The 13283-nt window shown below is 49.8% G+C and carries 12 protein-coding genes; 9 read left to right on the plus strand and 3 right to left on the minus strand.

Translation table 11 applies throughout. From position 1 onward, the window contains the following. Positions 1 to 361 precede the first annotated feature (361 nt). The 9 genes from leuC to KU392_RS08015 all read left to right on the plus strand — a co-directional run bounded on the left by leuC (position 362) and on the right by KU392_RS08015 (position 9119). Positions 362 to 1765, plus strand: coding sequence for a 3-isopropylmalate dehydratase large subunit (gene leuC / locus KU392_RS07975; RefSeq protein ID WP_169294548.1), 1404 nt, complete (start codon positions 362 to 364; stop codon positions 1763 to 1765). Positions 1766 to 1770: 5 nt separating this feature from the next. Beyond that, positions 1771 to 2427, plus strand: a complete 657-nt coding sequence (gene leuD, locus KU392_RS07980; protein ID WP_169294547.1) for a 3-isopropylmalate dehydratase small subunit — start codon at positions 1771 to 1773, stop codon at positions 2425 to 2427. Positions 2428 to 2439: 12 nt separating this feature from the next. Continuing rightward, positions 2440 to 3516, plus strand: coding sequence for a 3-isopropylmalate dehydrogenase (gene leuB / locus KU392_RS07985; protein ID WP_217735042.1), 1077 nt, complete (start codon positions 2440 to 2442; stop codon positions 3514 to 3516). A 127-nt stretch (positions 3517 to 3643) separates the two neighbouring features. After that, complete coding sequence (asd, locus tag KU392_RS07990; protein ID WP_217735043.1) at positions 3644 to 4774, plus strand: aspartate-semialdehyde dehydrogenase; 1131 nt, start codon at positions 3644 to 3646, stop codon at positions 4772 to 4774. 2 nt (positions 4775 to 4776) lie between these two features. Continuing rightward, a complete protein-coding gene (locus KU392_RS07995; protein ID WP_169294544.1) occupies positions 4777 to 4977 on the plus strand; it encodes a hypothetical protein in 201 nt (66 codons plus the stop codon). 8 nt (positions 4978 to 4985) lie between these two features. Continuing rightward, complete coding sequence (gene truA, locus KU392_RS08000) at positions 4986 to 5816, plus strand: tRNA pseudouridine(38-40) synthase TruA (protein ID WP_217735044.1); 831 nt, start codon at positions 4986 to 4988, stop codon at positions 5814 to 5816. Positions 5817 to 6051: 235 nt separating this feature from the next. Then, complete coding sequence (locus KU392_RS08005) at positions 6052 to 6660, plus strand: TRAP transporter small permease subunit (protein WP_169294542.1); 609 nt, start codon at positions 6052 to 6054, stop codon at positions 6658 to 6660. 2 nt (positions 6661 to 6662) lie between these two features. Then, entirely contained in the window at positions 6663 to 8354 is a 1692-nt protein-coding gene (locus tag KU392_RS08010) for a TRAP transporter large permease (RefSeq protein ID WP_217735045.1), read from the plus strand. Positions 8355 to 8477: 123 nt separating this feature from the next. After that, positions 8478 to 9119, plus strand: a complete 642-nt coding sequence (locus KU392_RS08015; RefSeq protein ID WP_169294540.1) for a phosphoribosylanthranilate isomerase — start codon at positions 8478 to 8480, stop codon at positions 9117 to 9119. Between the two features lie 147 nt (positions 9120 to 9266). Here KU392_RS08015 and KU392_RS08020 read toward each other — a convergent pair whose 3' ends face one another. The 3 genes from KU392_RS08020 to dapE are packed head-to-tail and all read right to left on the minus strand — an operon-like array spanning position 9267 to position 13280. Beyond that, a complete protein-coding gene (locus KU392_RS08020) occupies positions 9267 to 11195 on the minus strand; it encodes an ATP-binding cassette domain-containing protein (protein ID WP_217735046.1) in 1929 nt (642 codons plus the stop codon). 26 nt (positions 11196 to 11221) lie between these two features. Next, complete coding sequence (gene prmB / locus KU392_RS08025; RefSeq protein ID WP_169294538.1) at positions 11222 to 12121, minus strand: 50S ribosomal protein L3 N(5)-glutamine methyltransferase; 900 nt, start codon at positions 12119 to 12121, stop codon at positions 11222 to 11224. Positions 12122 to 12149: 28 nt separating this feature from the next. Then, entirely contained in the window at positions 12150 to 13280 is a 1131-nt protein-coding gene (gene dapE / locus KU392_RS08030) for a succinyl-diaminopimelate desuccinylase (protein WP_217735047.1), read from the minus strand. Positions 13281 to 13283 lie beyond the last annotated feature (3 nt).

Consider the following 13283-nt stretch of genomic DNA (forward strand, 5'->3'; position numbering starts at 1 on the left):
GCTTTACTCCGAAAAGTGCGTGATTGATGAAAGGTGTTTTGTCTGATATGAAAAAAAATTTATTATCTGCAATTTACCTGTGCATTATGACATGCTGTCAATCTGGAAAAACAGGCGGGTTTTACCTATAAGATTGAGCTATGTGATTGTTTTGCAACAGTTTGACGGGTAGAGACTGTTGAATGCGCAAGACCCGGTGCCTTGTGTATGAGTGATGAATATTTTATTTATAGTAGTATCAATACTAGTATAAATAATGAGCTTGTTAAGTGCTGACAATCAGCGATAATTATTGTCAATGTTGATGAAAAGGTTTTTGTCAACCCAACAAAGCTATTCATTTAGTTGTGCGGAGAAAAAAATGGCGCAAACACTTTACGATAAACTCTGGGATGCCCATGTCGTAGACCAAGGAGAAGACGGTACTTGTTTATTGTACATAGACCGTCAATTGTTGCATGAAGTAACCAGTCCACAGGCCTTCGAGGGTTTGACGCTTGCCGGGCGCAAACCATGGCGTTTAAGCGCCAACCTGGCAGTGGCTGACCACAACGTACCCACCAAAGACAGGGCAGAAGGTATTGCAGATCCGGTTTCCAAATTGCAGGTTGATACCCTGGACCAAAACTGTGAAACTTTTGGCATCACCGAATTCCGCATGAATGACCTGCGTCAGGGAATCGTGCACGTGATTGGTCCAGAACAGGGTGCAACCTTGCCCGGCATGACGGTAGTGTGTGGCGATTCGCACACCAGTACACATGGTGCGATGGGTGCCCTGGCTTTTGGTATTGGTACTTCTGAGGTTGAGCACGTTTTGGCTACCCAGACTCTGCTGATGAAAAAGAACAAAAACATGCTCATCAAAGTGGAAGGTGAGCTGCCTTTTGGCTGTACCGCGAAAGACGTGGTATTGCATATTATTGGGGTGATTGGAACTGCTGGTGGTACCGGTCATGCCATCGAATTTGCCGGCAGCACCATTCGCTCCCTGTCCATTGAAGGCCGCATGACCGTGTGCAATATGGCCATCGAGGCAGGTGCCCGTTCAGGCATGGTCGCCGTTGATGAAAAAACCATTGAATACTTCCGTGGCCGTCCTTATTCACCAACCGGTGTTTTATGGGATGAAGCCGTTAAATACTGGAAAACATTGCACTCTGATGAAGGTGCCAAGTTTGATACGGTAGTTGAAATCAATGCTAAAGATATCAAACCACAGGTTACCTGGGGTACTTCACCTGAAATGGTGCTCTCCATCGAAGATCGCATTCCCGATCCTGACAAGGAAAAAGATGACGTGCGCCGCAGCGGCATGGAGCGCGCACTTGAATATATGGGTCTGAAACCCAATACGCCTATCCAGGATGTTCGTGTCGACCGTGTTTTCATCGGTTCCTGTACCAACTCCCGTATCGAAGACCTGCGTGCAGCTGCCAAGGTGGCACGTGGCAAACATGTGGCCTCAAACGTTATCCAGGCCATGGTGGTGCCCGGTTCCGGTCTGGTCAAGAAACAGGCAGAACAGGAAGGCCTCGATAAAATCTTTATTGAAGCCGGTTTCGAGTGGCGTGAGCCAGGGTGCTCAATGTGTCTGGCCATGAATGCCGACCGTCTTGAGCCAGGTGAACGTTGTGCCTCAACTTCAAACCGGAACTTTGAAGGCCGTCAGGGTCAGGGTGGCCGTACTCACCTTGTCAGCCCTGCCATGGCCGCCGCCGCCGCAATCGCCGGTCATTTTGTTGACGTCAGAAAATTAGGATAACCGAAATGGAAGCTTTTACTACACATGAAGGCCTGGTAGCCCCCTTGGACCGTGAGAATGTGGACACAGACCTGATCATTCCCAAGCAGTTTCTGAAGTCCATCAAACGTACCGGTTTTGGTCCCAACCTGTTCGATGAATTGCGTTATCTGGATCATGGCGAACCGGGCATGGATAACAGCAAACGGCCGCTGAACCCCGATTTTGTCTTGAATCAGCCCCGTTACCAAGGTGCTTCAATTTTGCTTGCCCGTAAAAACTTTGGTTGCGGTTCAAGCCGTGAGCATGCTCCCTGGGCGCTTACGCAATTCGGTTTCAAGGCGATCATTGCCCCGTCTTTTGCGGATATTTTCTTCAATAACAGTTTCAAGAATGGTTTGTTGCCCATTGTGCTGTCAGAGCTGGAAGTGTCTCGCCTGTTTGATGAAGTTAAAGGTTTTTCCGGCTATAAACTGCGTATCGATCTGGAGCGTCAGGTCGTGATTGCGCCTGATGGCCGTGAAATGTCCTTCCAGATTGACGAGTTCCGTAAATACTGTTTGCTGAACGGGTTCGACGATATCAGTCTGACCCTGCAAAAAGCAGATAAAATCAGGGCATTCGAGGCAGAGCGTCTTGCCCGCCATCCATGGCTTGAAGGCAATGCCGGCTTGGTTAAATAACAGGATATTTACATGACTTATAAAATTGCAGTCTTGCCAGGTGATGGCATTGGAAAAGAAATTGTAGATCAGGCTGTGCGCGTGCTCACTGCGCTTAACCTTGATATTGCACTTGAAGAGGCACCTGTTGGTGGTGCCGCTTACGACCAATTCGGGCATCCTTTGCCACCCTCAACACTGGAGTTGGCAAAAAATTCAAATGCCATCCTGTTTGGTGCAGTGGGTGACTGGAAATATGATTCCCTGCCACGTGAGCATCGTCCCGAACAGGCGATTCTTGGCTTGCGTAAAAACATGGGGTTGTTCGCCAATCTGCGTCCGGCCATTCTGTATCCGCAGTTGGCCAATGCCTCTTCCCTTAAGCCAGAAGTGGTTTCCGGCCTGGATATCCTGATTGTCCGTGAACTTACCGGCGATATTTATTTCGGTACGCCACGTGGCGTTCGTACTGCTGAAGATGGTGCTTTCAAGGGTGAGCAGGAAGGCTTTGACACCATGCGTTACGCCGAAACCGAAGTGCGCCGGATTGCCAAAATCGCTTTTGAGGCAGCCCGCAAGCGTAACGGCAAATTATGCAGCGTTGACAAGGCCAATGTACTGGAAACTTCCCAGTTCTGGCGTGACATCATGATTGATGTTTCCAAACAGTATCCGGACGTCGCACTGTCCCATATGTATGTCGATAATGCCGCCATGCAGCTGGTTCGTGCACCCAAAGAGTTTGACGTGATCGTTACCGGCAACCTGTTCGGTGATATTCTGTCTGATGAAGCCGCCATGTTGACAGGCTCCATTGGCATGTTACCATCGGCTTCCCTGAATGCGTCCAACCAGGGTCTGTATGAACCCAGCCATGGTTCTGCACCGGATATTGCCGGTCAAAATATTGCCAACCCACTGGCAACTATTCTGTCGGCTGCCATGTTGCTGCGTTATTCATTAAATGAATCCGCAGCGGCAGACAAAGTTGAAGAGGCAGTTCGCCAGGTATTGGCACAAGGGTTGCGTACAGCCGACATTTATGAAGAAGGAGCTGAAAAAGTTACAACTTCTCAAATGGGGGATGCTGTATTGAAAGCATTAAGCTGATATAGTGTTGTAATATAAGCACTTAAACAATCAAGAGGGGCTTGTTGCGAAGGTGGAAATCCACTAGCGTGACAGTGTCCCTTTTGTTGTCTGAATTTTTTGTAATTTGAAATTTTGTGAGTTAAAAATGACACAATCTGTCGGTTTGGTCGGTTGGCGCGGGATGGTCGGTTCTGTTCTCATGCAGCGTATGCGTGATGAAGGGGATTTCAATCTTATTAATCCTGTTTTTTTCTCTACCAGTAATGCGGGCGGTTCTGCACCTGACTGGGCGCAAGGCGCAGATCCCTTGCAAAATGCCTACGATATCGAGGCGCTCAAGAAACTGCCCATTATTCTGACGGCACAGGGCGGAGACTACACGACAGAAGTATTTCCCAAGTTGCGCGCTGCCGGTTGGGATGGCATCTGGATTGATGCTGCCAGCTCATTGCGCATGAAAGATGATGCCATTATTGTACTTGACCCGGTTAACCGTGGCGTAATTGATGCCGCGCTTGCCAAAGGCGTTAAAAACTTTATTGGTGGCAACTGCACGGTCAGCTGCATGCTAATGGGTCTGGCCGGTTTGTTCCAGCAAGACCTGATTGAATGGATGACCAGCATGACTTACCAGGCGGCTTCCGGTGGTGGTGCCAAACACATGCGCGAACTCATCACGCAATTCGGCTTGCTCAATGCATCGGTTAAACCCCTGCTGGACGATCCTGCCTCAGCCATTCTGGAAATTGATCGTCAGCTGCTGGCGGCCCAGAAAGATGATGCTCTGCCGCAGGAAAACTTTGGCGTGCCATTGGCCGGCAACCTGATCCCCTGGATTGACAAAGACCTTGAGAACGGGCAGTCTCGGGAAGAGTGGAAGGCCGAAGCCGAGACCAATAAAATTCTTGGCCGTGGTGAGGCTTTTGGTAGTGACCCCGTCCGCATCGACGGTTTGTGTGTGCGGATTGGCGCCATGCGTTGTCATAGTCAGGCTTTAACCATCAAGCTTAAACGCGATGTTCCCCTGGATGAAATCACCGATATCCTTAAGCAGGGTACACAGTGGGCCAAAGTCGTGCCCAATACCAAAGAAGCATCCATGGAATTGTTAACGCCGGTTGCAACTACCGGCACTTTGGATATTCCTGTTGGCAGATTGCGTAAAATGTCCATGGGTCCTGAGTACCTAAGCGCCTTTACCGTGGGTGACCAGTTGTTGTGGGGTGCTGCGGAGCCTTTGCGCCGTATGCTGCGTATTGCGATTGGTGAGCTGTAGTCATGAATTTACCAGCCTGGATGGCCAATGAAACGGCCGTCTTGATTATTGCGGTTTGTCTTGTCATGCTCATTGTGCCTGCGGTGGCGATTGCGGTCCTTAAAAAGAAGGCCGCACAGCAACCGAAAATGATGTCTGATGAACAATTAAAGGCTAAACTGGAAAAAATCAATCTTGACCTTGATTCTCCAGAGAGCAAGTAAGCCTGTTTATGGATATTCAAAACGAATCGCCATTAAAAAGGATCGCCTTGGGGGTAGCCTATCATGGCACCCCTTATTATGGCTGGCAAACCCAGCCAAACGGTCAAACGGTACAAGATAAACTTGAAGCAGCATTACGTCAGTTCACAACGCAGTTAACCCCCACTATTTGTGCCGGACGCACAGATACCGGTGTACACGCACTTTCCCAGGTCGTTCACATAGATACACAGGCTGTGCGTCGTGATGAATCCTGGGTCAGGGGGCTGAATGCTTTGTTGCCCGATAGTATTTCGGTACGTTGGGCCAAAGAAATGGCTCCGGATTTCAATGCTCGCTTTTCCGCCCGTTCCAGGACTTATGTGTATGTACTCAGGAACGAACGCATCTTGTCACCGCATTGGGTCGGCAGGGCAGGCTGGGATTTTCATCCCTTGAACCTTGAGGCCATGTGCAAGGCAGCTGAACACCTGGTGGGTACGCATGATTTCAGCAGTTTTCGCTCATCCCAGTGCCAGGCGGCCAGCCCGGTCAGAACCATGGAATTGCTGAAGATAGAAAAGCAGGGTACTTTTATTGTCTTTACCTTAAAAGCCAATGCTTTTTTACATCACATGGTGCGCAATATTATCGGCTCTTTGGTGTATGTGGGAAAAGGGCGTTTTCCTAGCGAGTGGGTCGCCTCCTTGCTTCAGGAAAAAGATCGCAAATTTGCGGCGCCCACCTTTATGTCAGATGGCTTGTATTTGGCTCATGTTGATTACCCCGAAGAATATGGCCTGAATTCATTCAGTCAGTTCAATATTGACCAGCCTTTATTTTCTTTACTTCAGTCTTAAGGAAAACCCAAGCGGGGTGTATGTTTTCGTGAAAAAAATTCCATGGCAATTCTGGTTTGTCAAATTAAAATTGTGCCAAGGGTTAATCTCAGCTTACAAGATGTGGTTAATCAGTTATCATCTTGCATCTCCGAATGCATCCGAGGCAGGTTTATAAAATATATTCAGCAAGCATCTTTTTCAAGATGTTTACGCCTGGGTATCAATAGATTTATGTTTCACAATTGAGAGCTTTATGGGTTTTTTACTTTCCATTTCACGGCTGATTGATTCACTCAATACCTTTACCGGCAAGTTTGTTACCTGGTTAACGTTGGTGGTGGTGGTGATTAGTGCCGGAAATGCCGTTTTTCGCAAAGTGTTTCATCTTAGCTCCAATGCCTGGCTTGAGATTCAGTGGTATTTGTTTGGCGCCATCTTTTTGCTTGCCGCTGGCTACACTTTCCTGAAAAACGAGCACGTACGTGTTGATATTCTTTCACAGCGTATGTCCGAACGTGCGCAGGTCACTATTGACCTGGTTTGCGTGTTTCTGTTCATGCTTCCCGTCTGTGGCTTGATTATTTATCTGTCATGGCCGTTTTTTATGCTGTCATATGAGACGCTGGAGCAGTCTTCCAATACAGGTGGTTTGGTTCGCTGGCCAATAAAACTGTTAATTCCGCTTGGTTTTCTATTGCTGGCATTAGCCGGTATTTCCCATCTGATAAAATGCGCGGCTTTTCTTACTGGTCAGGGGCCAAATCCATTGGCTCGTCAAAACACCAAATCAGCAGAAGAGTTGCTGGCGGAAGAAATTGCCCGTGAAGCAGCACAACGTGATCAGCAGGCAGGAGCGAAATAAGCATGGAATTCATCATCAATAACATGCCGCCAATCATGTTCCTGACCCTGATTGGCTTTTTGCTGTTAGGCTTTCCGGTCGCATTTTCTCTGGCGGCAAACGGTATTTTGTACTGTTTGCTGGGTATTTTCATGGGAGAGTTTACCTTTGCCTTCCTTCAGGCCTTGCCTGAACGTATTTTTGGCATTGTACAAAATGACTCCCTGCTGGCGGTACCGTTCTTTACTTTAATGGGGCTTGTGCTTGAACGATCGGGGATGGCCGAAGACCTGCTTGAGACGATTGGCCAATTGTTTGGCCCCATCCGCGGAGGTCTTGCCATTGCCGTTGTTGTCGTGGGAGCCATGCTGGCGGCCACCACCGGGGTGGTTTCCGCATCGGTCATTTCCATGGGCTTGATTTCCCTGCCCATCATGTTGCGTTATGGCTATGATCGCAAGCTGGCAACCGGGGTCATTGCCGCCTCGGGAACCCTGTCGCAAATCATCCCGCCGTCTTTGGTGCTTATCGTTCTGGCCGATCAGCTTGGCCGTTCAATTGGCGATATGTACCGTGGCGCCATTGTGCCGGGCTTTTTGCTAACTAGCACATACATTCTATATATTATTATTTCATCCATCATTAAACCTTCATCAGCACCCGCATTGCCTGAAGAAGCGCGTGTTTATAATGAACCCAATGGCAGCCGGGGTCTTGGATCCCTGCTGGTGGTTACATTGATTGCCGCTGTTGCTGCCTATTATCTGGACAGTATTCTGGTCAGCGAGAGTGCGCCTGTTGATGAAAAAGTGGTGGTTTCCCTATTGTTATGGGGCGTGATTGCTTTTGTGATTGCCCTGGTTAACAAGTTTCTTCGTTTAGGCTTGCTGTCGCGTATTGCCGAACGGGTGATCTTTGTGATGGTTCCCCCCATGTTCCTGATTTTTCTGGTGCTTGGAACCATTTTTATCGGGGTGGCTACGCCAACAGAGGGCGGCGCGATGGGGGCGGTTGGCTCCATTTTGCTGGCCATGTCGCGGGGCAGGTTAAGTCTGGATCTTTTGAAACAGGCTATGGAGACCACCACCAAAATCACCAGTTTTGTGGTGTTTATTCTGGTGGGTTCAACCATCTTCACCCTTACTTTTACCGGGTTTGGGGGCCAGGTCTGGGTTCATCACCTGTTTGAGTCATTGCCTGGTGGGCAGTTTGGCTTTCTGGTTGTTGTCAGTATTGCCGTTTTCTTCCTGGCATTCTTCCTGGACTTTTTCGAGCTGGCTTTTATCGTGGTACCGTTATTGGGTCCTGTTGCAGAAAGCATGGGCATTGATTTGATCTGGTTCGGGGTGTTACTGGCCGTGAATATGCAAACATCGTTTATTCATCCGCCCTTTGGATTTGCCCTCTTTTACCTGCGTTCAGTGGCAGCCAAGGATGATTACATAGACAAAATAACCGGCAAGCTGATTACCAAGGTAACAACCGGGGATATCTACAAGGGCTCCATCGCCTTTATTGTTATCCAGTTGCTGATGGTGGCCTTGGTCATGTACTGGCCTGATGTGGTCATGCACTACAAAGGGCAGGGCTCCGGTGTTGATCCAAGTACGATCATTATTGATAGCGGTGCCGGTTCTTACGGTTCGGATCCTTACGGTTCACCTAGTCCGTATGGCGGAGACGGTTTTTCCAGTCCTGCCGATGCCTTCAAGTAGAAGCTGTCAAGCCGAGTGCCAGCCGGGTTCGAGTCTCTGTGCAGGCACCGGCTGGTCTAAGTAATTAATTTCAAATAAGTTTGTGGCTTTTTACAAAAAAAGCATCCTGGACATACATTCATTATGAGAACACGGGTAAAAATTTGCGGCTTGCGCAGCAAAGAAGACATCCATATGGTGGCTGATGCAGGTGCAGATGCCATTGGTCTGGTTGTTTATGCCAGCAGTAAACGGGCAGTCAGCGTGCAAGAGGCTGTTTTATTGCGTCGCGAGATTCCCGCTTTTGTTTCTGCCGTGGTGCTGGTGGTTAATGCCAGCCAGGCAGACATAGAACAAATCATTCATGATGTCAAACCCACTTTATTGCAGTTTCATGGTGATGAATCCGCTGAGTTTTGTGAGCAGTTCCGGTTTCCCTATATCCGGGCATTAAGGGTTGGCGGGGGTTCATTGCTTTCGCCAGACGCGGTTGCCCGAGAGGTACAAAAATACCCTAATGCCAGCGGTTTTTTGTTTGATGCTTACAGTGCAGGATATGGTGGTTCGGGCTTGACCTTTGACTTGTCTTTGCTGGAAAAAGTGCGTGAAATTCTGCCAGCCAGAAAAATCATCATTGCCGGTGGCCTGAATGCCGGTAATGTGCAGCAACTCATCAGGGATGTAAAACCCTACGCCATTGATTTGAGCAGTGGGGTAGAGTCTGCGCCTGGGGTGAAATCAGCAGAAAAAACCCGTGTCTTCATGGAGCAGGTGGTAAACGCCTGAGTCGCTGAAAGCAAACCCTGGCATGTGCAAGGATTTCCATTCCCACGCAGAGCATGGGAACGAGTAAAACGAAAATCTGCGTGTATAGAAGGATGTACTCGTTCCCATGCTCCTGCGTGGGAACGAAAGTATGCAAGGGAACGCCTGTCACACGGCAAGTGCTTCTATTTCTTCCTGCAGCATTAGCCATTCCTCTTCCAGCTCATTATGACGCTTGCTGAGTTCTCCATGCTCGTTAAGCACCTTAACGCGCTCATCGCGTCGCTCATCGGCGTAAAAAGACTCATCGGCAATGAGCAAGTCAATCTCTTCCAGCCGCTTTTGGCTTTTGATCATCTCGCTTTCCACTTTCTTGAGCCTGCTTTCCAAAGGCTTGCGCAAGGCTGAAAGGCGCTGGCGTTCTTCAGCTTCCAGTCGTTTTTGCGCCTTGCGGTCAATACTGTCCTTGCCGTTGTTTTCTGCCGCTTCCTGGCGGGCTTCGCTACGCTCAGCCTGGTTACGCTGGTTCAGCCAGTCACGGTAATCTTCCAGGTCACCGTCAAATTCCTGAACCTTGCCATCGGCCACAATCCAGAAACTGTCCACGGTGGTGCGTAAAAGGTGCCGGTCGTGTGAAACCATCAGCATGCTGCCGTTGAATTCAGCCAGGGCCGTGGCCAATGCTTCACGGGTATCAACATCAAGGTGGTTGCTGGGTTCGTCAAGCAAAAGCAGGTTGGGCTTTTGCCAGACAATTAATGACAGGGCCAAACGGGCTTTTTCACCACCAGAAAACGGGGCTACTTTGGAATTGACGCTATCACCGCCAAAACCGAAACCGCCCAGATAGTTGCGCAGCTCCTGTTCACGGGTATCGGGCGCAATCCGGGCCAGATGCTGCAAGGGCGTGGCGTCCAGATCCAGCATATCAAGCTGTTGCTGGGCAAAATAACCAATTTCCATCCCTTTGGACGGCTTGTATTGACCAGCCAGCGGTGCCAGCTCGCCGGCAATGGTTTTGATAAGCGTACTTTTACCCGCACCGTTAACGCCCAGTACGCCAATTCGGGCACCACCCCGGACCATCAGGGTGACATCGGACAGAACCGTTTTAGGTTCGCCATTTTCACAGGTGTAGCCGGTAGACAGTTTATCCAGCACCAAAAGCGGGTCTGGCATATTGGCCGGAGAGGGAATATGAATGCTGATCCCGGACTCCATTTGCAGTGGGGCCAGTTTTTCCATGCGGGCCAGTGCCTTGACACGGCTTTGTGCCTGTTTGGCTTTGCTTGCCTTGGCTTTGAAGCGGTCGATAAAGCCTTGCAAACGGGCGCTTTCCCGTGCCTGGCGGTCTATGGCGATTTGTGCCTGTTTCAGGCGTTCGGCGCGCTGTGTCAGGAAGTCTTCATAGCCGCCTTTGTAACGCACCAGCTTGCATTGGTCAAAATGCAGGATCACTTTGGCCACCGCATCCAGAAATTCGGTATCGTGGGAAATCAGCACGACCGTACCCTGGTAAGCGGCCAGCCATTTTTCAAGCCACAGCATGGCGTCAAGGTCAAGGTGGTTGGTGGGTTCATCAAGCAGCAGCAATTCGGAAGGTGCCATTAAGGCGCGCGCCAGGGCAAGGCGCATTTGCCACCCCCCTGAAAAGCTGTTGACCGGATTCATCCATTGGTCTGGCCTGAACCCCAGACCCGCCAGCAATTGCTCAGCGCGTGAGGGAGCGCTCCAGGCATCCGCTTCTATCAGGGCAGATTCCAGTTCGGCAATTCTTGTGCCATCGTGTTCATCCACCTGTGCGCGTTCAGCCTGCAAGGCACGAAGATGCGTGTCACCGTCAATGACAAATTCCCGGGCAGGCTGGTCACTGGAAACCACTTCCTGGCGGACACTAGCGATGCGCCAGGTGTCTGGCATTGTTAGCGAACCGGCATCCTGATCCAGCTCACCCTGTAACAGGGCAAACAGGGTGGATTTTCCGGCTCCGTTTTTACCGACGATACCTACCCGTTCTCCGGGGTGTATGACAAATTCGGCGTTATCCAATAATACTTTTGTGCCTCGTCTTAGTGTGAGGCCGGTAGAGCGAATCAAAATAAATCCAGATAAAAAGAAGTTTCTTATTCCAGGGTCAGCAACTGGGACCGGTTCAATAACAGGATGCAGTGTGAAGTTGTTGCCGTTTCAAGAAAAACAGGATCCAGGGTCGGGAAGGCATTGATGAAGTTTTCATATTCATGGCCAATTTCCAATACGATGAAACCATCATCTTTAAGGTGGCAGGGGGATAGTTTTAAAATCCGGCGGATAAGCGCCATGCCGTCCTCTCCACCGTCCAGGGCCAATTCCGGCTCATTCTGGTATTCAACAGGCAAGGTTTTCATGGAAGTGCTGTTTACATAGGGCGGGTTGCAAATAATAAAATCATATTGCTTCTGGCCTAGCGCTTCAAACAAATCGCTTTGTATCACATTTACCCGGTCTTCAAGGCCATACATGGCCACATTCAAGTGTGCCAGACGGATCGCATAGTGGGAAATATCAACCGCATCAACGGTGGCATTCGGAAAGGCCAGTGCCGCCAATATGGCCAGACATCCGGAGCCAGTGCACATATCCAGAATATCGGCGGTATTTTCAGGATCAATCACCCAGGGGGTCAATTGTTCTGAAAGCAACTCTGAAATGGGCGAACGGGGAACGATGACCCGTTTGTCGGCAATGAACTTGTGTCCTTGCAGCCATGCCTCACCAAGCAAATAGGCCAAGGGGATCCGTTTCTTGACGCGTTGGTCTATCAGCTTGAGGCAACGTTTTTTTTCTTCTTCGAGTAAACGCGCATCCAGAAACGGGTCCAGCGTATCAAGCGGCAGATTCAGGGTATGCAAAACAAGGTAAACCGCTTCATCCCATGCGCTGTCGGAGCCATGGCCAAAAGACAGCTTGGCTTGGTTGAATTGGGAGACCGCAAAGCGGATCATGTCCCGGACGGTTTTAAGTTCGTTATGAGTTTTTGTCATGAAGGGCAGTTAAGTGCAAAGTAAATAATTAAAGCAGAAGATGTTCGAGTGTGCGACGGTAAATGTTTTTCAGGGGTTCCAGCGTATTGATGGCGATGTGTTCGTTGACTTGGTGAATACTGGCGTTTATCGGGCCGAATTCAATCACTTGCGGGCAAATTTTGGCAATGAAACGTCCATCAGAGGTACCACCGGTCGTGGATAATTCGGTGTTGATACCGGTTTCATCCATAATCGCCTTGGCAATGGCATTGCTTAATTCTGCCCTTGGCGTCAGGAAGGGCTCTCCGCTGAGTGTCCAAGTCAGGCTATATTCTAACCCATGCTTTGTTAAGATTGTGTTAACCCGGTTTTTAAGCTGCTCGGCGGTGCTGGCGGTTGAAAAACGGAAGTTGAATAAAATGCGGGCCTCACCGGGCACGACATTGCTGGCGCCGGTGCCTGCATGAAAATTGGAAATCTGGAAGGTGGTGGGCGGAAAGTATTCATTGCCCTGATCCCATTCAGTCCTGGCCAATTCATCAAGGGCGGCTGCGCACAGGTGAATCGGATTGCGGGCCAGGTGTGGGTAGGCAACATGCCCCTGTTTTCCCTTGATGATCAGCTCTCCGTTGAGGGAACCCCGGCGCCCGTTTTTAACCACATCACCCAGTTGCTGGTCTGAAGTGGGTTCACCCACAATACAATAGTCAAGACTTTCATTTCGTGCCTTTAATGCGTCACAAACCTTGACGGTGCCGTTAACCGAAGGCCCTTCTTCGTCAGCGGTAATCAGCATGGCAATAGAGCCTTTGTGATGGGGATGGGCCTGCACAAACTCTTTGGTGGCCACCATAAAAGCGGCAATCGAGCTTTTCATGTCAGCGGCCCCGCGTCCGTACAAGATGCCGTTTTTTTCAGTTGGGGTAAAAGGATCGGTGTCCCATTTTTCAAGCGGGCCGGTAGGGACAACGTCCGTGTGCCCGGCAAATACTAGTACCGGAGACGCTGTGCCTTTCCTGAGCCAGAGATTGTCGACCTCTTCAAAGCGCATGTTTTCTGCAATAAACCCCAAAGGGGCCAGATAGGTGGAGATTAAATCCTGGCAATCCTGGTCTTGCGGGGTTACCGAAGCGCGGCTGATCAGATCTTTGGCCAGGTCAAGCACATCTGTTGTCATGTC

Source organism: Advenella alkanexedens (genome assembly GCF_019132845.1).
Lineage (GTDB): Bacteria > Pseudomonadota > Gammaproteobacteria > Burkholderiales > Burkholderiaceae_B > Advenella > Advenella alkanexedens.